The organism is Staphylococcus sp. CoH_129_LAB_1 (assembly GCF_058191515.1).
On the sequence record NZ_JBXWKZ010000004.1, the window covers coordinates 1 to 21667 of the forward strand.

Here is a 21667-nt window from a genome sequence, read left to right on the forward strand (position 1 = left end):
GAGACCTACAAGTCGAGCAGGGTCGAAAGACGGACTTAGTGATCCGGTGGTTCCGCATGGAAGGGCCATCGCTCAACGGATAAAAGCTACCCCGGGGATAACAGGCTTATCTCCCCCAAGAGTTCACATCGACGGGGAGGTTTGGCACCTCGATGTCGGCTCATCGCATCCTGGGGCTGTAGTCGGTCCCAAGGGTTGGGCTGTTCGCCCATTAAAGCGGTACGCGAGCTGGGTTCAGAACGTCGTGAGACAGTTCGGTCCCTATCCGTCGTGGGCGTAGGAAATTTGAGAGGAGCTGTCCTTAGTACGAGAGGACCGGGATGGACATACCTCTGGTGTACCAGTTGTCGTGCCAACGGCATAGCTGGGTAGCTATGTATGGACGGGATAAGTGCTGAAAGCATCTAAGCATGAAGCCCCCCTCAAGATGAGATTTCCCAACTTCGGTTATAAGATCCCTCAAAGATGATGAGGTTAATAGGTTCGAGGTGGAAGCGTGGTGACACGTGGAGCTGACGAATACTAATCGTTCGAAGACTTAATCAATTTTTCAAGTTTTGCGACGCAAATCTTTACTTACTATCTAGTTTTGAATGTATAATCATTCACTTGTCTGGTGATAATGGCAAGGAGGTCACACCTGTTCCCATGCCGAACACAGAAGTTAAGCTCCTTAGCGCCGATGGTAGTTGGACTGACGTTCCGCTAGAGTAGGACGTTGCCAGGCAGTTCATTATAGATGTGATGACCCGATATTGAGACCGTTCTTGGTCTCTTTTTTTATACTTAAATTTATGGTTGCTAGAGTATTGATTAAAATTTAGTCAAAACTGTCTTTGTGAAGAAAAAGACTTTGAAGCAAATGAATGAGAAATGGTTGAAGATAGCTTAGTAGAACTAAAAAGAATGATAAAAATAATAAAACTTCTTCAGTATATTGCTGAAGAAGTTTTTAATATGAGTTTAAATTAATAATGAATACAACATTTTATTTTCATTTATATAAATATTTGATGGATCAAACTCATTGACATTACCTTTTAATTGCTCTAAATCTTGATGATTATTTAGCTGAATGCCAATAATAACAGTACCAGTGTTTTGAGAAGCTTTTTTTAAATATTCAAATTTAGTAATATCATCTTGAGGCCCTAAGACATCATTAACAAATTCTTTTAAAGCTCCTGGACGTTGTGGGAAGTTTAAAATGAAATAATGTTTCATTTCTTCATATAAAAGTGAACGTTCTTCAATTTCTTTCATACGGTTAATATCATTATTTCCACCACTGACTACGCATACTACAGTTTTTCCTATAAGATTATCTTTATAAAATTCAAGTGCTGATACACTTAACGCACCTGCAGGTTCTGCCACTATTGCTTGTTTAGAGTACATATCTAAAATTGTAGAACATACTGCACCCTCATCAATTTGTAAGTAGTCATCTACGTACTGTTTGGCAATATTAAAGGTAATATCACCAACACGTGCTACTGAAGCGCCATCAACAAATTTATCGATATGTTCTAAAGTAATAATTTTATTTTGAACTACTACTGATTCATACATACTACTTGCCCCGGCAGGTTCGACACCAATAATTTGTGTATGTGGACTATGATCGTGCATATATGTACTCACACCGGATATTAGTCCTCCGCCTCCAATAGCTGCAAATAGATAATCAAATTGAATATTTTCTTTTTTAGCTTCTAATAAAACTTCTTTAGCTAATGTTCCTTGACCAGCGATCGTATTAACATTATTGAATGGATCAATAAACGTCATATGATGTTTATCAGTATATACTAAAGCTTCTTTTAGACAATCATCAAATGTATCACCAGTTAGAACTATTTCTACATTTTCAGCCCCAAAGAATTTAACTTGATTTATTTTTTGAAGTGGGGTTGTTACTGGCATAAAGATAACAGCTTTTAGATTTAATGCTTTAGCAGTATAGGCTACTCCTTGAGCATGGTTACCGGCACTTGCACAAGTGATACCTTTTGATTTAGCTTGTGAGTCTAATACTGAAATAGCATTATAAGCACCACGTAATTTAAATGAGCGTACCCATTGCAAATCTTCTCTTTTTAAATAAACATTACAATTATATTTTTGTGAAAGATAATGATCATATTGTAATGGTGTTTCTTTCACAACATCTTTTATACGAAAATAAGCTTCATCTACATCAGTAGCTGTTACCGTTGTCTTTAAAACCATTTATTATCATCCTTACATTGTTTTCTCATATTTCTCTATTAGATTTTCATATTTTAATGTAATAGCAATATCATCTAATCCATTGATAAGTTTATCTTTCCAAGTTTCATCTATATCAAAGAGAAAAGATTGATTATTTGCTGATACAGTTTGATTTGGTAAGTCAACTGTTATACTATTTTGGTTAGCTAAGTATTTTCTAGATTGTTCATCTAAAACAATAGGCAACATTCCATTTTTTGTACAATTCATATAGAAGATGTCACTAAAACCACCAGCAATAATAATATTAAAACCAAAATCTTTTAAAGCCCAAGCAGCATGTTCACGACTTGAACCACAGCCAAAATTGTCTCCAGTAATAAGAATTGAAGCACCTTTATATTCTGGTTTGTTTAGATTAAAGTTTGGATTATCTGATCCATCGGGTAAATAACGCCATTCATCAAAAGCAAAAGGTCCAAAACCAGTTTTAGTAATACGTTTAAGATGAACTTTTGGAATAATTTGATCCGTATCAATATTATCATTAAACAAAGGGACTACTTTACCTGTGTATTGGGTGATAGGTTGAATGTCCATTATTTATACAACCACCTTTCTTACATCAACGAATTTACCATTTATTGCAGCAGCTGCTGCCATTGCTGGAGAAACAAGATGTGTACGTGCACCTTTACCTTGGCGACCTTCAAAATTTCGATTGCTTGTGGATGCGCAATGAACGCCTTCAGGTACCTGATCAGGATTCATTCCTAAACACATTGAACATCCAGGTTCTCTCCATTCAAAGCCTGCTTCTTTAAACAATTTGTCTAATCCTAAAGCTTCTGCTTCTTTTTTTACTGTACGTGAACCTGGAACTACAATAGCAGTAATTTTAGGATGTACTTTTTTTCCTTTTACAATATGGCTTGCTTCTATCAAATCTGACAGTCGGGCATTAGTACATGAACCTAAAAAGACATAACCTATATCGATATCTTCTGCTTTCTGACCTGGCTTCAATCCCATATAATTGTATGCACGTTCATCATTAATATTCTGAATTTCTGGGAAAGGTGAGCTAAAATTCACACCCATTTCTGGATTTGTGCCCCATGTCACTTGTGGTTCTAAATTTGTTACATCAAGTGTAATTACTTTGTCAAAATAAGCGTCTTCATCTGAATATAGTTTTTGCCATTCTTGAATAGATTGATTAATGTTTTGAGCATAAGGACGTCCTTTAACATATTCAAATGTAGTTTCATCAGGTTGAATGATACCATATTTGGCACCACCTTCAATTGCCATGTTACAAATTGTCATTCGTCCTTCCATGGACAGTGATTGAATTGTTTCACCAGTAAATTCAAGGGCATAGCCTATTCCAAAATCTACGCCATGTTGATTGATTAAATGTAAAATAATGTCTTTAGCATATACACCAGGTTGTAATTTTCCTAAAACTTCAATTTTAAGATTTTTAGGTTTTGTTTGCCATAATGTTTGAGTTGCAAAAACATGTTCTACTTCACTTGTTCCAATACCAAAGGCAATAGCACCAAATGCCCCGTGAGTTGCGGTATGTGAATCTCCACATACAATTGTCTTACCTGGTTGTGTTAATCCAGTTTCTGGACCTACCATATGAACGATGCCTTGTTCATTTGAACCCATATCAAAAATATGTACACCAAAATCTTTTGCATTTTTTTGTAAAGTAGTAATTTGTTTATTAGCAATTTCATCTTTAATATTAAAGATATCGATTGTAGGAACATTATGATCAAGAGTTGCAAAGGTTAAATCTGGACGTCTCAGTTGTCGTTTTTGAAGCCTTAATCCTTCAAAAGCTTGAGGAGAGGTCACTTCATGTATAAGATGTAAATCAATGTATAAGAGTTGAGGCTCGCCTTCTTTACCAGTTAAGACATGTTTATTCCAAACTTTATCAAATAATGTTTGACCCATTATCTATGTACCTCCTTTTATTGATAACTTTTTTTAAGTAAGTCAAAGATTTCTGAAGTTTTATAGTCTCCACCAAGATCTTTTGTGGTTTTACCAACTTTAATTAAATGATATACAGCATTTTCTAATTCTTCCGCTGCTGCACTTTGATTTAAACTTTCTTTTAAGCACATTGCTAGTGATAATACCATTCCAAATGGATTAGCAAGGTTCTGATTAGCAATGTCAGGTGCTGAACCATGAATAGGTTCATAAAGTCTAGTACCTTGTTCACTAAAACTTGCTGAAGGGGATAAACCGAGTGAACCAGGTATCACTGAAGCTTCATCACTTAAAATATCACCAAAAAGATTTTCAGTAACAATGACATCGAATTGTGAAGGTTGAGTAATTAAATGCATACTACACGCATCAACGAGTAAATGATTTAACTCAACATCTGGATAAGATTTGCTTACTTCATTAACAGTTTTTCTCCAAAGTTTACTAGAAGCAAGGACATTTTCTTTATCTACAGAAGTCACTTTTTTATTACGTGTAAGTGCTAATTCAAATGCAACTTTAGCAATACGTTTTATTTCATCTTTAGTATAAGTGAGGGAATCTAAAGCTTCTAAATCGTTAATATGTCTAGGTTCACCAAAGTAAATACCACTTGTTAATTCACGAACTATAACTAAATCTGTATGTTTAACACGTTCTTCTTTTAAAGGTGAAAATTGACTGGTACCTTCAGTAACTTTAGTAGGACGAATATTAGCAAATAAACCTAATTTTTTACGTAATGCTAATAGGCCTTGCTCTGGACGATTATTAGGATCGGTCCATTTTGGTCCTCCAACTGCTCCTAATAAAATAGCATCTGCTTCTTGACAGGCCAAAAGTGTTTCATTAGGAAGGGGAGTGCCATGTGTATCAATGGCAGCTCCTCCAAAATCATAACTTTTTAATTTATAGGTAAAATTATATTTCTTACTAATTATTTTTAATAACTCTAAACTTCCATTTAAAATTTCAGGGCCGATTCCATCTCCAGGTAAAGCAACAATCTTATATGTCATTATCTGTTACCAACTTTCTCTAAATCTTGAGCAATATACTTAGCGTGAGCTTCTACATATGCTTTACAAGAAGCTTGAAGTATATCATGATCAATACCTATACCATTAACATGTTGTTCTTCAATAACAAGTTCTACATGAACCTCAGCTTGAGCATCTGTACCTTCAGTAACTGAATCAATTCTATAATCGATAAGTTCACTATTCTTTTTAAAAATACGATCGACAGCATTGTAAATCGCAACAATTGATCCTGTACCAATACTTGAGTCTTGGTAAATGTGACCTTCCTTGTCTTTAATGACAATAACAGCACTTTGTAGACCATTTGAAACATATTGTAATTGCAAAGTTTCTACTTGATAAATTGCATTTTGTTCATGTTCAGAACCTTGTATAATAGCATGAATATCTCGATCAGATACTGATTTTTTTTTATCTGCTACTGCTTTAAATTGTTTAAATAACTCGATTTGTTGTTTAGGTTCAATGTCGTAGCCTAACGTTTTAAGTTTTTCAGCAAAAGCATGTTTACCAGATAGTTTACCTAAAGGTAATTCATTTTTACTTATTCCAACAAGTTGAGGAGTCATGATTTCGTATGTTTCAGGATTTTTGAGAACACCATCTTGATGGATACCAGATTCATGGCTGAAAGCATTTTGACCAACAATTGCTTTATTTCTTGGGACTCGAATACCTGCATATCTAGAAATTAAATCTGAAGTCAATTTAGTTTGTTCTAATTTTATTTTTGTTTCGATACCATAGTGATCTTTACGAACGTATAGTGCTAATGCTATTTCTTCTAATGAAGTATTACCTGCACGTTCGCCAATACCATTTACAGTACCTTCGATGCGTTTTGCACCATTTTCAATTGCAGCTAAGCTATTTGCTACTGCCATGCCCAAATCGTCATGACAATGTGCGCTATAGATGATTTCATTTTCTGCTTTAATATTTGTAATAAGAGATTTAAAAATGGCACCATATTCACTTGGATAACTATATCCAACAGTATCTGGAATATTTATTATTGTAGCTCCAGCATCAACAGCTGTTTGAACAGATTTGATAAGAAATTCTTGATCAGTTCTTGATGCGTCTTCTGGTGAAAATTGCACTATATCGAATAATGATTTAGCGTAGCTTACATGTTCTTTAATTGATGCTAAGACTTCTTCTTGAGTCATTTTTAGCTTATGCTGTAAATGAATAGGGGAAGTAGCAATAAATACATGAACACGTGGTTTAGCTGCACATTTTGTTGCTTCATATACAGCATCAATATCAGATTTTTTACATCTTGCTAATCCGCATACTGCAGTAGTAGTTAAAGCTTTAGAGATTGCTTCTACAGATTTAAAACTTCCAGTACTTGAAGCGGGGAAACCTGCTTCGATAACATCGACTCCCCATTTTTCAAGTTGCTTAGCAATACTTAAACGTTCATCAAAAGAAAAATTAACACCAGGTGTTTGCTCTCCATCTCTTAACGTTGTATCAAATATTTGAATATGGCTTTCCATTTCTAACATCTCCTTACATTTTATTTTTGAATGCTTTTAGATTTAATAAATGGCATCATTTTTCTTAGTTCACGACCAACTGCTTCAATTTCATGACCATGTTGTTGTTCACGTAATTCATAGAATTCTTTAAATCCATTTTCGTTATCTTTAACAAAACGATTAGCGAAGTTACCATTTTGAATATCTTTAAGTACTTTTTTCATATTATCTTTAACATCTGTAGTAATAACGCGTGGGCCAGATACATAATCACCAAATTCAGCAGTATTTGAAATTGAATAACGTACATTTTCCATACCGCCTTCATACATTAGATCAACAATAAGTTTCATTTCATGTAATACTTCAAAATATGCTAATTCTTTTTGATATCCAGCTTCCACTAATGTTTCAAAACCGCTTTGGATAAGTTTATGAATTCCACCGCAAAGTACAGCTTGTTCACCAAATAAGTCAGTTTCAGTTTCTTCTTTAAATGTTGTTTCAATAACACCAGCACGTGTAGCGCCAATACCTTTTGCATAGCTTAAAGCAATATCACGAGCTTGACCTGTAGCATCTTGTTGAACACCAAATAATGCTGGTACAGCTGAATCTTCAACAAATGTACGTCTTACTAGGTGACCAGGGCCTTTAGGTGCTACTAAGAAAACATCTACATCTTTTGGTGGTTCGATAACGTTAAAATGAATATTAAAACCATGTGCGAAAGCTAATGCATTACCAGATTCTAAATTTGGAGCAATTTCTTTTTTATAAACATGACCTTGAATTTCATCAGGAAGTAATACCATAATAACGTCTGCTTGTTTTACTGCTTCAGCTACTGGATATACATCTAATCCATCTTCTTTAGCCTTGTTAAATGAATTACCTGGACGAATACCAACTCTTACATCATAACCGTTGTCTTTTAGATTTTGAGCATGTGCATGTCCTTGAGATCCGTAACCGATAATAGCAATTTTTTTACCTTGTAGTGCATCTTTTTCTACTGATTGATCATAATAAACTTTTGTCATAATAAGTTCCTCCATTAGCTATAAAATTTGTAAAATTTTGAATATTAAAGGGGTAATAATTAACTTGGTGATGTTAGACATTAAATATGATAGTTGATGTAAAATGCTAGCGCATCATCTAAGAATTAATCATTTACATCTTCAACATTAATAACACTGACTTGTTTTTTTAATTTAGTAATTAAAATTCTATATACATCTTCATCTTCAATATTAACTTTGATTATCATATCAGACACGCCATGTTCACCAGTAGGTTTTACATATAATTCATTAATATTGTATTGCAGTCTTACAAAAGCGCTTGTAATTCGATTTAAAGTACTTACTTGGTCAGCTACTTTTAATTTTAAAGTTCGGTTCATTCTAGACCCTCCATTTCATGATTTGCTTTACCACTAGGAATCATAGGATTTACAGGTTCCGTTGGAGAAATTCTCACTTCAATTAAAGCAGGACCTCCGTAATTGAAAGCTTCATCTAGCTGGGGTTTTAATTTGTTAGGATGATCTATTAAGAAGCTTTTAACACCGTAAGCTTCAGCCATTTTAATAAAGTCTGGTTGATCATTGAAAACGGAATGTGAAAATCGTTGATTAAAGAATTTATCTTGCCATTGTTTTACCATTCCTAATGTACCGTTATTAATTAGAACAATTTTTACATTTAAATTGTATTCAGGTAATAATGCCATTTCTTGATTAGTCATTTGGAATCCACCATCACCTACAAAACAAATTACTGTTTTATCTGGTGCTGCAAGTTGTGCACCGATTGCTGAAGGAATACCGAACCCCATTGTTCCTAATCCACCACTTGTAACCCATTGACTATGTTGTTTAAAAGGATAAAATTGAGCTGACCACATTTGATGTTGACCTACATCTGTAGTCACTATAGCTTCACCGTTTGTAATTTTTCCAATATATTCAATTGCTTCTTGAGGACGACAAAATGTATCATCAGCTTCTTTATATTTAAATGGATGTTTTGTTTTATTATCTAAACAATGATTAACCCATTCTTTGTATGTAGCATGGCTTGGATGTTCAACAACTAATGCTTCTAATACTTTTTTACAATCTGCAACAATTCCTAATATTGTAGGAATCACTTTATTAATTTCTGATTCATCAATATCGATATGTACCACTTTAGCATTTGGTGCGAATTTGTTAGGGTTACTAGCTAAACGATCATCAAATCGACTACCTAAATTAATGAGTAGGTCACATTCTGTGAGTGCCATATTACTCGCATAAGATCCATGCATACCACCCATACCAAGGAAAAGGGGATTTTCGTAAGGAATAGCACCTAGTCCTAATAAAGTTGTAACAACAGGAATTTGATGTTGAGTAACAAATTCAGTTAATAGTGCGTTTGATTTTGAATGATTGATACCTGCTCCAGCTAAAATGACAGGTTTTTTTGCATTATTTAAATATTGAGAAAGTTGTTGGATATCTTCTTGTTTTGGGTTTTCAATGACTTGATATGAAGGCAAATGAACCTCTTCTTCAAGTGGAGCAGAAGACGTTAATACACCCATATCTTTAGGAAAATCAATGACTACTGGTCCTTTACGCCCAGTATTTGCTAAATAGAATGCCTCATGAACAATTCTAGGGATATCATCTACGTCTTTAACTTGGTAATTAGCTTTAGTAATTGGTGTTGTCATTGACAATAAATCAGCTTCTTGGAACGCATCTTTACCAATGCCAGGAGTCGCTACTTGTCCGGTGAATACGACTAAAGGTAGAGAATCACAGTAAGCATCAGTAATACCAGTAATAGCATTTGTAGCTCCGGGACCACTTGTTACAACAACAACACCTGGTTTACCTGAAACACGTGCATATCCTTCAGCAGCATGAGTAGCACCTTGTTCATGACGTGCAAGAATATGTTTGATTCTTTCATCATAAAACTTATCGTATAACGGTAACACTGCGCCACCAGGATATCCGAAAATGAAGTCAACGTCTTCATGTACAAGTGCTTCTACTAATAATTCAGAACCACTTCGAGTTGTAGTTATTTCGTTTTGTTTATTACTTTCCTTTGTATTTGGCATGTTTAACACTCCTTAAATTTAAATAAGATTTTCAGGGACTTGCATAATACCGCCCGTATTTGCACTTGTTACTAAAGATGTGTATCTTGCAAGATAACCTGTTTTTACTTTAGCTTTAAAAGGCTCAAGTTCTTCTTTACGTTTATATAATTCTTCTTGAGGCTGATTAACATCTAAAGTACGATTTATTAAATCTATAGTAATTTCATCACCATCTCTAATCAGACCAATAGGACCTCCTGAGGCTGCTTCTGGTGAAATATGACCTACGGCAATACCACGTGTGGCTCCAGAGAAACGACCATCCGTAATTAAAGCAACATCTTTTCCTAAACCTCTACCGACGATAGATGATGTAGGAGCTAACATTTCTGGCATACCTGGACCTCCTTTAGGCCCTTCATATCGAATGACGACAACATGACCTTCACGAACCGTTTTATTATCAATTGCTTCTACAGCTGCATCATGTGAATCAAAGCAAATAGCTTTTCCTGTAAATACTTTAATAGAAGGATCAACACCACCAACTTTAATCACTGCACCTTTAGGAGCAATATTACCGAATAATACTGATAATCCACCTTCTTTATCATATGGAGCATCTAAAGAATGTATAACATCGAAGTTTTTAATTTCTTTACCTTGGTTATTTTCTCTTAATGTTTTACCAGTAACAGTCAATCGATCTGGATGTAACGTTCCTTCTTTTTTCATCAATTCATTTATGATTGCTGGACATCCACCAGCTTCATGAACATCATGCATAGAGTATGAAGATGATGGAGCGATTTTAGATAAATAAGGTGTTTTTTTAGCAATTTCATTAATTCTTTCTAAGTCATATTCAATACCAGCTTCATTAGCAATTGCTAGTGTATGGAGTACAGTATTTGTAGAACCTCCCATTGCCATGTCTAAAGCAAATGCATCATCAATTGCTTCTTTTGTAACAATATCACGAGGTTTAATGTCATTTTTTATATTGTCTACTAATTGAAATGCAGCTTGTCTTATCATTTCACGACGTTGAACACTTACTGCTAAAGCTGTACCATTATACGGAAGTGCCAATCCTAAGACTTCCATTAAACAGTTCATAGAATTTGCTGTAAACATTCCTGCACATGATCCACATGTTGGACAAGCATTTTGTTCCATATCTAAAAATTCTTCTCTAGAAATAGAACCTTCTTTAAAAGCACCAACCGCTTCAAACATTGATGATAAAGTTAAAGCTTTTCCTTGTGCAGATAATCCTGCTTTCATTGGACCACCTGAACAAAAGATAGCGGGTACATTGGTCCTAACAGCTGCTAATAACATTCCTGGTGTAATCTTGTCACAGTTTGGAATATAAAATACACCATCAAACCAATGTGCATTGATGACTGTTTCAGCTGCATCTGCGATAATTTCACGTGAAGGAAGAGAATATCGCATGCCAATATGTCCCATAGCAATACCATCGTCAACACCGATAGTATTAAATTCAAATGGAATAGCTCCTGCTTCACGAATAGCTTCTTTTGCAATGTCTGCTAATTCTCTTAAATGAACATGTCCAGGTACAATGTCGATATATGAATTACAAATTGCTACAAATGGTTTATTCATATCAGTTGGACTTTTAAGTGCTCCAGTTGCGTGTAGTAAGCTTCTCGCTGGTGCTTGATGATCACCTTTTTTTATCATGTCACTTCTCATTCTTCATTCCCCCAAATATTTATAAATGATTAAAATAAAAAAACGTCCCAATTAATTTGGGACGTTTTTAAGTCCCATTCAATGAGAAATAGGACTTAAACATTTAGTAAATTAAGCTACTAAAGTTCCAGCCCTGAAGAGTATAATAAAATAATTAAATTGTCATTAAGTGGTGTTACTAGATATGTAAATGATTGCATTTTATTATACTCCTTTCTTGAATGGATAGTTATTTGATTAATTAGAATTGTTTTAAAATTTCGATAAATTAAATTTACACTAGTTTGTTTTCAAAGTCAACATCATTTTTAGAATTTTCTAACAATTAAAATTAGTAATTTGGGATTTACAAATGAGAAATTTTTAACAAAGTTTGATACAATTATTAAGTTGAATTTAGATAGAATAACTATGTGTAAAATATACATTAGGAGAGAGAAGAATATATGATACCTATCAAGAATTTAAATGAGATGGAACATTTTGCTGAAATTTTAATGAAGTATATTAATTCAAAAGATGTCATTTTATTAAATGGAGATTTGGGTGCCGGTAAAACGACGTTGACTCAATTTATAGGTAAATATCTAGGAGTGAAGCGTAATATTAATTCTCCTACGTTTAACATCATAAAATCATACAAAGGTAAGGAATTAAAACTTCATCATATGGATTGTTATCGCTTAGAAGATTCAGATGAAGATTTAGGATTTAATGAATACTTTGAAGATGATGCTGTTACAGTAATTGAGTGGAGTCAATTTATACAAGATTTTCTTCCTAATGAGTATTTAGTGATTAATATTACGACTATAAATGAAAAAGAACGACAAATTAATTTAGTAGCAAAAGGTTATCATTATACTAAAATAAAGGAAGAGGTAGAAAATGAACTTACTGTTAATTGATACTTCAAATCAACCTATGTCAATTGCTTTGATGAAAGATGATACGGTTTTAGCCATAAAAACAACAAATAGTAAAAAAGATCATTCTAGTCAACTTATGCCCGGCATTCAATGCTTGTTTAATGAATCGAATCTAAAAATACAAGATTTAGATGGGATTGTTGTTGCGCAAGGACCAGGATCCTATACGGGAGTGAGAATAGGCGTTACTGTAGCGAAAACGTTGGCCTATGCTTTGAATACTAAATTATATGGTGTATCATCATTAAAAGCATTAGCGGCTACCATCGATAAGGACGATAAAAGAGTTATTGTACCAATATTTGATGCCCGTCGCGAAGCGGTATACACAGGAATATATCAATATGAAAACAATCAATTAAATACTATCGAAAATGATCAATATATTTCTTTAGAAGCGTTGCATAAAAAACTTAATAATTTGAATCAGCCTTATGTTTTTGTAGGAGAAGACACAGAAAAATTATCTGGATTACTACATGGAGATATTGAGGCTAAACTACCTAATGCTACGGTAATGAAACATTTGATTCATCAACCTGAGAATATCCATACATTTGTACCTAATTATATAAAATTATCAGAGGCGGAACGTCATTGGCTAAACCAACAAAAGAACAATTAACTATTAGGGCAATGCAAGTCGATGATGTTCCGAGTGTTTTTGATATTGAGAGAGAAAGCTTCAATGATAGTTCATGGACCATAGATGCATTTTACCATGAATTGAATGAAAATAACTTTGCAAAGTACTTTGTTGTTATTTTTCAAGAAGAAATTATTGGGTATTTAGGATTATGGATAGTTATTGATCAAGCTCAAATTACAACTATAGCAATCAAAGAATCATTCAGAGGCTATGGATTAGGTCAGCTATTACTTAATTATGTCATGGACTATGCCAGACATACTTGTGATGTGATGAGTTTAGAAGTGAGAATTACGAATGTAGTAGCTCAGCATGTGTATAAAAAATTAGGATTTCAATATGGTGGTAAAAGAAAAAATTATTATGGAGAAGGCGAGGACGCATTAGTGATGTGGGTGAATTTAAATGAATAAAGACATATTAATATTAGCGGTTGAAACAAGCTGTGATGAAACAAGTGTAAGTGTTATAAAAAATGGAAATACGATTTTATCTAATATTGTACTTAGTCAAATAGAAAGTCATAAACGTTTTGGTGGGGTAGTCCCTGAAGTTGCTAGTAGACATCATGTAGAGGGAATTACGACTACAATTGATAAAGCATTATCTTCAGCTAATACTACTATGGAAGATATCGATGCCGTAGCTGTAACTCAAGGTCCTGGATTAATAGGGGCGTTATTAATAGGAATTAATGCAGCAAAAGCTTTAGCATTTGCGTATAATAAGCCAGTCATTCCTGTTCATCATATTGCAGGACATATTTATGCTAATCATCTTGAAGAACCCTTAATATTTCCTTTAGTAGCATTAATCGTTTCAGGTGGGCATACAGAACTTGTTTATATGAAATCGCATTTAAATTTTGAAGTGATTGGTGAAACTCGTGATGATGCAGTAGGAGAGGCTTATGATAAAGTAGCAAGAACAATTGATTTACCATATCCAGGTGGCCCAGCTATTGATAAACTCGCTTTGGAAGGAAAGGACACTTATCATTTTCCTAGAGTATGGCTTGAAAAAGATAGTTATGATTTTAGTTTCAGTGGTTTAAAAAGCGCAGTAATAAATAAGTTACACAATCAACGACAAAAAAATGAAGAAATAAGAAAAGAAGATGTTGCTACTAGTTTTCAAAATAGTGTTGTCGAAGTATTAAGTACAAAGGCCATTAATGCTTGTAAAGCTTATAATGTTCAACATCTTATTGTGGCGGGAGGAGTAGCTAGTAATAAAGGACTAAGAGAACGTTTAGATCATTTATGTAAAGAAAATAATATTAAACTTTCAATACCTAATCCTAAGCTATGTACAGATAATGCTGCCATGATTGGGGCAGCGGGATATTATTACTATAAAGCTGAAGTGACTTCAGCACTAGACTTAAATGGAAAAAATAATATAGATATTGAAGATGTCACAGTTGAATAATAAAGTAAAAAGTAATTGAACTTAAAATCTAATATGTTTCAATTACTTTTTTATTTACTTAGATTAGTGATTTATTAAATATGTCAATAGGGAACGTGTGTACTTATCAACAAACAGTTAATATCCTGTGGATAAAAAGTGGGTGAAGATGTGAATATAGTTTAAAAGTTGTGTAAAAGTTATGTAAATTATTGTCGTTAATGTTGTGGATAACTAGGATAAGTTCGTGGATAACCATGATATCAGTGTTTTATAAGTTTATAAAATTGTGAATAAAATAAATAAAAAACTAGTAAAATTTAAAGCTTTTACTAGTTTATCTTAAACTTGTTAAATTTTTTCTTGTAATTCTTCCCATTTAACCATAATTTTTTCTAATTGTTGTTCAATGCTCAATTTTTGTTCAGCAAGTTCACTTGCCTTATTAGGATTATTAAAAACATCAGGTTGAGTTAATTGTTGATCAATTTGAGAAATGTGTTCTTCGTATTTTTCGATTTGTTCTTCGCATTGTTCAATTTGACGTTCGATTTTTCTGATTTCTCTTTTTTGTTGTTTTTGAGAATCATATGAGCTAGTGATAGATGAATCAATTTCTTTTGGATTAGTATCATTTTCTTTGTTCTGTTCTGTTTCAAATGCTCTTAGAGCAGCAGCTTCTTCTGTTTTTTCAATGTAGTATTGATAGTCACCTAAATATATTTGACCGCCATCTTTATCTAAATCAAATACTTTATTTGCTAATTGATTAATAAAATATCTATCGTGAGAAACAAATAAAATAGTACCTTCAAAATCTTTTAATGCTTGTTCTAACATTTCTTTAGAATCTATATCAAGATGGTTGGTAGGTTCGTCGAGAATCAAAACGTTATCACGTTGTAACATGAGTAAAGCCAACTGTAAGCGTGCTTTTTCACCGCCTGATAAATCATTAATAATTTTTTTGACATCATCTTGTACGAATAAAAAGCGACCTAAAACAGCTCGAACGTCTTTTTCATTCATCATAGGATATTGATCCCACACGTAGTCTAAAATAGTCTTATTTGATTTGAATTCTGCTTGTTTTTGATCATAATATCCAATATTTAAGTTAGCACCAAAAGTGATTTCTCCGTTTAAAGCGTTTTGACGCTGGGCAATAGTTTTGATAAGTGTCGTTTTACCTACTCCATTTGGTCCTATAATCGCAATATGGTCTCCCTTTGTTACTTCTATATTTATAGGCTTTGTAATAGGAGATTGATAACCTATTTCTAAATTACGAATATGCATTACATCATTACCAGTATTTCTATCAAAACCAAACTGTATATTAGCACTTCTAGCGTCTAACATAGGCTTATCGATACGTTCCATTTTTTCTAATGTTTTTCGACGACTTTTAGCCATTCCACTTGTTGAAGCTCGAGTAATATTTTTCTCTACGAAAGTTTCAAGGCGTTTAATTTCTTCTTGTTGTTTTTCATATTCTTGCATTCTTAATTCGTAGTATTTATCACGCTGAGTAATGAATTGTTCATAATTACCTACGTAACGCTTTACATCACCTAAAGCAACGTCATAAATTTGAGTTACAATTTTATCTAGGAAGTATCTGTCATGACTGATAATAATGATTGCGCCTTTAAAATACTTTAAATAATCTTCTAGCCATTTTGTCGTCTCTAAGTCTAGATGGTTAGTAGGCTCATCTAATAGCAATAAGTCTGGTTCACTTAAAAGCATTTGTGCTAAAGATAAACGTGTTTTTTGTCCACCACTAAAATCATTAATAGGTTTATCGAATTCTTCTTCTGTAAAGTTTAAACCATGTAATACTGTTTTAATTTTACTTTCATATTGATAACCTTCAAGTTGTTCAAATTGATTAGATAATGACTCATAACGCTCCATATGCTGTTTATAATCTTCTGAATCATAACTATCAACGTGATCGGCTAGCCAATCTGTTTCATCATTAATAAGCTTTTCCATATTCTTAATATGTTCAAATGGTTTTGACATTTCTTCAATTACAGTAAGAGAAGAATCAAGCGTCATTTGTTGAGTTAAATAACCAATACGTAAATTTTTAATTTTTGAAATATGGCCACTATCATAGTCTTCAACACCTGCAATAATCTTCATTAATGTTGATTTTCCAGCACCATTTCTTCCAACTACACCAATACGTTCTCCAGTTTTAACTTCAAAATTAACATGATTAAATATATCTTCACCATCAAACGATTTTGAAATATCATTTAATTGTAAAAGTATCATTCAAGTTTCACCTTTCTATATATGTAACAATCACATTTATTTAACTTTAAATTTGACATTATTATATCATTTTACAGGATAAGGTATTATTAGGGAACTAAGATATTTATTTTTGAAATAGGTTAGGGTATAATATTGCAGTATCCATAATAGGCAGGATATATATTTCATTATAATAACTAATTGCGCTCTAGTTAGTTTGAATATATAGATTAAAAAGTTCAAACAAAAGGGGGACATTACATATGCCTCAGAATCATTCAAAGATACCGCGTGCTACGTTAAAACGGTTACCTTTATATTATCGATTTGTTAATTCTTTGAAAATAAAAGGTATTGATCGTGTGAGTTCTAAAACAATAAGTGAGGCTTTAGATATCGAATCAGCTACGATAAGAAGAGATTTTTCTTATTTCGGTGAGTTAGGTAAAAAAGGATATGGCTATAATGTTGAGAGTCTTTTAGAATTCTTTAAAACGGAAATTAGTGATAGTAATAATATTCATATTGCTATTGTAGGTGTGGGGAATTTAGGACGTGCGTTACTTACTTACAATTTTTCAATACATGATGAAATGACAATTACAGCAGCATTTGATATTGATAAAGATATTGTTGGTACACAAGTTGGAAAAGTAACAGTTAAGCATATTGATGATATTCTATCTGAACTTCAAAAACAGAATATTAATGTGGTAATTCTAACTACACCTGGAAGTGTGGCACAATCAGTTTCAAATCGACTTATTAAGGCGAATGTAAAAGGGATTTTAAACTTTACACCCGCTAGAATTGATGTACCAAGCGATGTTCAAGTTCATCATATTGATTTGGGTATCGAATTACAATCACTATTATTTTTTATGAAAAACTCTTCAAATTAATGTTAAATTATTATATTAAAAAGCTAGAATGTATTTGCATTTTAGTTTTTTTAATATAAATATATTATTTTAATCATAAAATGTTGAAATAAATAGATCAATCAATCATAATACCTTAGTAAAACAATCGGAAAAGGGTGTTTTTTATGACTTGGATGATAATTAGTGGGTTAATTGTGGGTCTATTATTAGGTTTTGTTATGCAACGTACACGTTTTTGTTTAACTGGTGGATTTAGAGACATGTACGTTCAAAAAAATAATAAAATGTTTTATGCCTTATTAGTTGCAATAACAGTACAAAGTATAGGCTAATTCATATTAACTAATCTTGGTATATTAACGATTTCACATCAGACATTCCCAGTAATAGGTACGGTTGTTGGTTCTTTTATCTTTGGTATTGGAATTGTTCTTGCTGGAGGTTGTGCAACAGGCACATGGTATCGGGCTGGTGAAGGTTTAATTGGTAGTTGGGTCGCGTTAATCATGTATGCTTTATCTGCAACAATTACAAAAGCTGGAATTTTATTACCTTTAATGAATAAAATTAATAAACCAATAAATGTGAATGCAAGTATGTCACAAATAATGGGAATACCTAGTTGGGTATTAGTGATTATATTGACAGTATTGACATTATTCTTAGTTATACGTACATTGCGTAAACCAAAGCCGAAAGTTGCTGTTCCGAAATTAAAGCAAAGATATTCAGGAATAAGACATTATTTATTTGAAAAGCGTTATCATCCATTTGTAGCTGGAATTATTGTAGGATTGATTGCTTTATTAGCATGGCCTATGAGTTATTCTACTGGACGTGAAGATGGATTAGGTATCACTACTCCATCAGCACATATTGTTCAATTTTTAATGAGTGGAGATTTACAATTTATCGACTGGGGCGTCTTTTTAGTATTAGGTATATTTATTGGCTCATATATCGCTGCTAGAGGAGCAAAAGAATTTAAATGGCGTTTACCAGATAAAATTACTATTAGAAATAGTGCTATTGGTGGTATATGCATGGGATTTGGTGCCTCAGTTACTGGCGGTTGTTCCATTGGTAATGGATTAATGGCAACTGCAACACTAAGTTGGCAAGGTTGGATTGCTTTAGCTTCTATGATATTAGGTACTTTGTTTATGAGTTACTTTATTTTTGTAAGACCAATGAAACAAGCACAAAAACAAACAGCTCAGTCTACTCAAGTATCTAAACAAACTCAAACAACATAATCATTGGAGGATTGTATATGTTATACGAATTAGGGACAGTTGGAATGGTATGCCCATTTCCACTTATTGAAGCACAAAAGAAAATGGAAACATTAAAAAAAGGAGATGAATTAAAAATAGACTTTGATTGCACTCAAGCAACTGAAGCGATTCCAAACTGGGCAGCGGAACAAGGCTATCCTGTAACAAACTATGAGCAACTGGATGATGCTTCATGGACAATTACAATTCAAACAGCTTAAAACTTCATTTAACAGTGTAATGTTATGTAACTAATTGTGTCATATTTTCTAACTCATTTTTGCCATTCTTAAAAACTATAATTATGATGTTTTTAAGGAAGTGGTATAAATGAAGATGGATGACACAATTTTTTTATTTTTATGTATTTTATTAGTATGGTTAATGACACCGGGATTAAGCCTATTTTATGGGGGGTTAGTGCAATCTAAAAATGTTTTAAATACAGTTATGCAAAGTATGGCTGCTATTATTATTGTTACATTTACATGGGTGGTTATTGGATTTTCTCTTAGCTTTGGTCATGGGAATGATTGGATAGGTAATTTTGATTTTATTGGCTTGCAACATGTAGGATTTAATACGAATGTTCAATTTAGCCCACATATTCCATTTGCCTTATTCATGTTATTTCAAATGATGTTTTGTACCATTGCGGTTTCCATTTTATCAGGTTCAATTGCTGAACGGATGCGATTTATTCCTTTTATAATTTTTATATTTATATGGGTGATTATGATTTACAGCCCCGTAGCCCATTGGGTATGGGGTGGTGGTTGGATTCAAAAATTAGATGCTTTAGATTATGCAGGAGGTACAGTTATACATATTACTTCAGGTGTTTCCGGCTTAGTATTAGCTATAATGATAGGTAACGGTAAAAAAACAGAAAAACTACAACCACATAACCTACTTATTACTCTTATAGGTGGAATTCTTGTTTGGATGGGATGGTATGGATTTAATACAGGAAGTGCTTATACTTTAAATGATATAGCAGTAGTATCTTTTGTCAATACTAGTATCGCTGCAAGCGGGGGTGCATTCAGTTGGTTGATATTTGAATATCTATTAACTAAAAAGTTGAGTTTACTAGGTTTACTCTCAGGAGTGCTTTCAGGACTTGTAGCAATTACTCCAGCAGCTGGTTTTGTAAACTACTTAAGTGCTTATGTCATTTCTATGGTTGGCAGTATCTTATGTTATTTCGTCGTAAACTTTATAAAAGAAAAATTAAAATATAATGATACACTTGATGCGTTTGGTATTCATGGTGTAGGAGGTGTGATCGGTGCAATACTAACAGGAGCATTTCAATCACATAAAGTCAATAAAGATATTATAGACGGATTTATTTATACTGGAGATGTATATACCATTTTAATACAATTTATTGCAGTGATAGGAGTGATTGCTTATACAGTTATTTTAACGTTAATTATTGGCAAAGTAATAGCTAAATTCATGCCTCTTGCTACTACAATTGAAGAAGATATTTCTGGATTAGATCAACTTGTGCATGGTGAAAAAGCATATTTTTATGGAGAATTAAATAAACTTTATAAAAGATATTGAGTTTTTTGGATATTAGATTCTTTTTAGAAATCAGTATTTTAAGATAATCATGTTATGATAAAATAAACTTTAAATATGTGTTAATTTAGGTGATAAGTCTAGTGAAAAATATATCAGATATCGCAAAGTTAGCGGGAGTATCTAAAAGTACGGTTTCCCGCTTTTTAAATAATGGCCCGGTTAGTCCTAAAACAAAAGAAAAATTAAATCGTATTGTTACAGAGCATGATTATCAGCCTAATCAATTTGCTCAAAGTCTTAGAGCTAAACATACAAATCTAATAGGTGTTATTATTCCACGCATGAATTCTCATGCTGTAGATGAAACTGTGCGTGGTATTGCTGAAGTATGCCGAGAACTAAATTATCAGTTATTGTTAAATTATACTGGTTTAAAAGTGAATGCTGAAATTGAAGCATTAGAAACATTCTCTAGAAGTAAAGTAGATGGAATTATTTTAATGGCAACGACTGTTACGCCAGAGCATTTAGATGTAATTCATAAAATCAATGTTCCAGTTATCCTTGTCGGACAAGATTATAGTGAAATGCATAGTGTTATTCACAATGATTATCAAGCAGGATATTTAGTTGGAAATGAAATTGGAAAATCTCAATATCAAAAAGTATGCCTTTTCAGTGTAAATGAAGATGATATAGCCGTGGGAATAAAGCGTAAACAAGGAATTATAGATGGTCTTGTATGTCATGGTATTGAACCTAAATTATTTGTAACGTCATTTAAATATGAAGAATCTAGACGTGATGTTGCAACTGCTTTAGATACTTTACCTAATATAGAAGTGGCGATAGGGGCTACTGATTCCATTGCTTTAGCTATACATAAATATTATTCTTTAAACGACTCTAAACAAAAACCATTGATATATGGATTCGGTGGAGATCCAATGACACAACTTGTATCTCCAGCAATAAAAACAGTATATTTTAATTATTTGAGAGCAGGGCAAGAAGCAATGCGACAATTACAACGGTTAATTTTTTCTAATGAAACAAATAGAAGTATAACAATTCCTATAAATTTTTAAGGAGATAATTATTTAATTATGGAACCGTTA

Annotated in this window: 18 protein-coding genes, 2 rRNA genes and 1 pseudogene; 11 read left to right on the forward strand and 10 right to left on the reverse strand. The window is 32.9% G+C overall.

Annotated elements, in window-relative coordinates:
- Positions 1-546, forward strand: a 23S ribosomal RNA gene (locus AC2FB1_RS02090); the annotation flags it as partial.
- A 66-nt stretch (positions 547-612) separates the two neighbouring features.
- Positions 613-727 (forward strand): 5S ribosomal RNA (rrf, locus tag AC2FB1_RS02095).
- A gap of 236 nt (positions 728-963) precedes the next feature.
- Here rrf and ilvA read toward each other — a convergent pair.
- From ilvA to ilvD, 9 genes are all read right to left on the reverse strand, one after another.
- A complete protein-coding gene (ilvA, locus tag AC2FB1_RS02100; RefSeq protein ID WP_490673628.1) occupies positions 964-2232 on the reverse strand; it encodes a threonine ammonia-lyase IlvA in 1269 nt (422 codons plus the stop codon).
- Positions 2233-2244: 12 nt separating this feature from the next.
- Entirely contained in the window at positions 2245-2817 is a 573-nt protein-coding gene (leuD, locus tag AC2FB1_RS02105) for a 3-isopropylmalate dehydratase small subunit (protein WP_490673731.1), read from the reverse strand.
- Positions 2818-4188, reverse strand: a complete 1371-nt coding sequence (gene leuC / locus AC2FB1_RS02110) for a 3-isopropylmalate dehydratase large subunit (RefSeq protein ID WP_490673629.1) — start codon at positions 4186-4188, stop codon at positions 2818-2820. It lies immediately after the preceding gene.
- Between the two features lie 17 nt (positions 4189-4205).
- Positions 4206-5249 (reverse strand): 3-isopropylmalate dehydrogenase, encoded by a 1044-nt coding sequence (leuB, locus tag AC2FB1_RS02115; protein WP_490673630.1) that lies wholly within the window; start codon positions 5247-5249, stop codon positions 4206-4208.
- Positions 5249-6781 (reverse strand): 2-isopropylmalate synthase, encoded by a 1533-nt coding sequence (locus tag AC2FB1_RS02120; RefSeq protein WP_490673632.1) that lies wholly within the window; start codon positions 6779-6781, stop codon positions 5249-5251. Before AC2FB1_RS02120 ends, leuB begins: the two co-directional genes overlap by 1 nt.
- Before the next feature lie 20 nt (positions 6782-6801).
- Positions 6802-7806 (reverse strand): ketol-acid reductoisomerase, encoded by a 1005-nt coding sequence (gene ilvC, locus AC2FB1_RS02125; RefSeq protein ID WP_490673633.1) that lies wholly within the window; start codon positions 7804-7806, stop codon positions 6802-6804.
- A gap of 125 nt (positions 7807-7931) precedes the next feature.
- Complete coding sequence (locus tag AC2FB1_RS02130) at positions 7932-8171, reverse strand: ACT domain-containing protein (protein WP_490673634.1); 240 nt, start codon at positions 8169-8171, stop codon at positions 7932-7934.
- On the reverse strand, positions 8168-9886 hold the full coding sequence (ilvB, locus tag AC2FB1_RS02135; protein ID WP_490673635.1) for a biosynthetic-type acetolactate synthase large subunit: 1719 nt from the start codon (positions 9884-9886) through the stop codon (positions 8168-8170). Before ilvB ends, AC2FB1_RS02130 begins: the two co-directional genes overlap by 4 nt.
- An 18-nt stretch (positions 9887-9904) precedes the next feature.
- Complete coding sequence (ilvD, locus tag AC2FB1_RS02140) at positions 9905-11593, reverse strand: dihydroxy-acid dehydratase (protein ID WP_490673636.1); 1689 nt, start codon at positions 11591-11593, stop codon at positions 9905-9907.
- A 446-nt stretch (positions 11594-12039) separates the two neighbouring features.
- Between ilvD and tsaE the strand changes: the two genes are divergently transcribed.
- Genes tsaE through tsaD form a run of 4 tightly spaced genes read left to right on the forward strand, consistent with a single transcriptional unit; the run spans position 12040 to position 14602 of the window.
- Positions 12040-12501 carry a tRNA (adenosine(37)-N6)-threonylcarbamoyltransferase complex ATPase subunit type 1 TsaE gene (gene tsaE / locus AC2FB1_RS02145; protein WP_490673637.1) on the forward strand — a complete coding sequence of 154 codons (462 nt, stop codon included), beginning with the start codon at positions 12040-12042 and terminating at the stop codon, positions 12499-12501.
- Positions 12482-13147 carry a tRNA (adenosine(37)-N6)-threonylcarbamoyltransferase complex dimerization subunit type 1 TsaB gene (tsaB, locus tag AC2FB1_RS02150; protein ID WP_490673638.1) on the forward strand — a complete coding sequence of 222 codons (666 nt, stop codon included), beginning with the start codon at positions 12482-12484 and terminating at the stop codon, positions 13145-13147. Before tsaE ends, tsaB begins: the two co-directional genes overlap by 20 nt.
- A gap of 11 nt (positions 13148-13158) precedes the next feature.
- Positions 13159-13584 carry a ribosomal protein S18-alanine N-acetyltransferase gene (gene rimI / locus AC2FB1_RS02155; protein ID WP_490673732.1) on the forward strand — a complete coding sequence of 142 codons (426 nt, stop codon included), beginning with the start codon at positions 13159-13161 and terminating at the stop codon, positions 13582-13584.
- Positions 13577-14602 carry a tRNA (adenosine(37)-N6)-threonylcarbamoyltransferase complex transferase subunit TsaD gene (tsaD, locus tag AC2FB1_RS02160; protein WP_490673639.1) on the forward strand — a complete coding sequence of 342 codons (1026 nt, stop codon included), beginning with the start codon at positions 13577-13579 and terminating at the stop codon, positions 14600-14602. Before rimI ends, tsaD begins: the two co-directional genes overlap by 8 nt.
- A gap of 330 nt (positions 14603-14932) precedes the next feature.
- Here the strand turns inward: tsaD and AC2FB1_RS02165 are convergent, their stop codons facing one another.
- Positions 14933-16870 carry an ABC-F family ATP-binding cassette domain-containing protein gene (locus tag AC2FB1_RS02165; RefSeq protein WP_490673640.1) on the reverse strand — a complete coding sequence of 646 codons (1938 nt, stop codon included), beginning with the start codon at positions 16868-16870 and terminating at the stop codon, positions 14933-14935.
- Positions 16871-17115: 245 nt separating this feature from the next.
- Between AC2FB1_RS02165 and AC2FB1_RS02170 the strand changes: the two genes are divergently transcribed.
- From AC2FB1_RS02170 to AC2FB1_RS02190, 5 genes and pseudogenes are all read left to right on the forward strand, one after another.
- On the forward strand, positions 17116-17754 hold the full coding sequence (locus tag AC2FB1_RS02170; protein WP_490673641.1) for a redox-sensing transcriptional repressor Rex: 639 nt from the start codon (positions 17116-17118) through the stop codon (positions 17752-17754).
- Positions 17755-17900: 146 nt separating this feature from the next.
- Positions 17901-18992, forward strand: a pseudogene (locus AC2FB1_RS02175) (YeeE/YedE family protein).
- A 17-nt stretch (positions 18993-19009) separates the two neighbouring features.
- On the forward strand, positions 19010-19234 hold the full coding sequence (locus AC2FB1_RS02180; protein ID WP_490673642.1) for a sulfurtransferase TusA family protein: 225 nt from the start codon (positions 19010-19012) through the stop codon (positions 19232-19234).
- A gap of 109 nt (positions 19235-19343) precedes the next feature.
- Positions 19344-20588, forward strand: a complete 1245-nt coding sequence (locus tag AC2FB1_RS02185; protein WP_490673643.1) for an ammonium transporter — start codon at positions 19344-19346, stop codon at positions 20586-20588.
- Between the two features lie 101 nt (positions 20589-20689).
- On the forward strand, positions 20690-21637 hold the full coding sequence (locus AC2FB1_RS02190; protein ID WP_490673644.1) for a LacI family DNA-binding transcriptional regulator: 948 nt from the start codon (positions 20690-20692) through the stop codon (positions 21635-21637).
- The last annotated feature ends 30 nt before the right edge of the window (positions 21638-21667 follow it).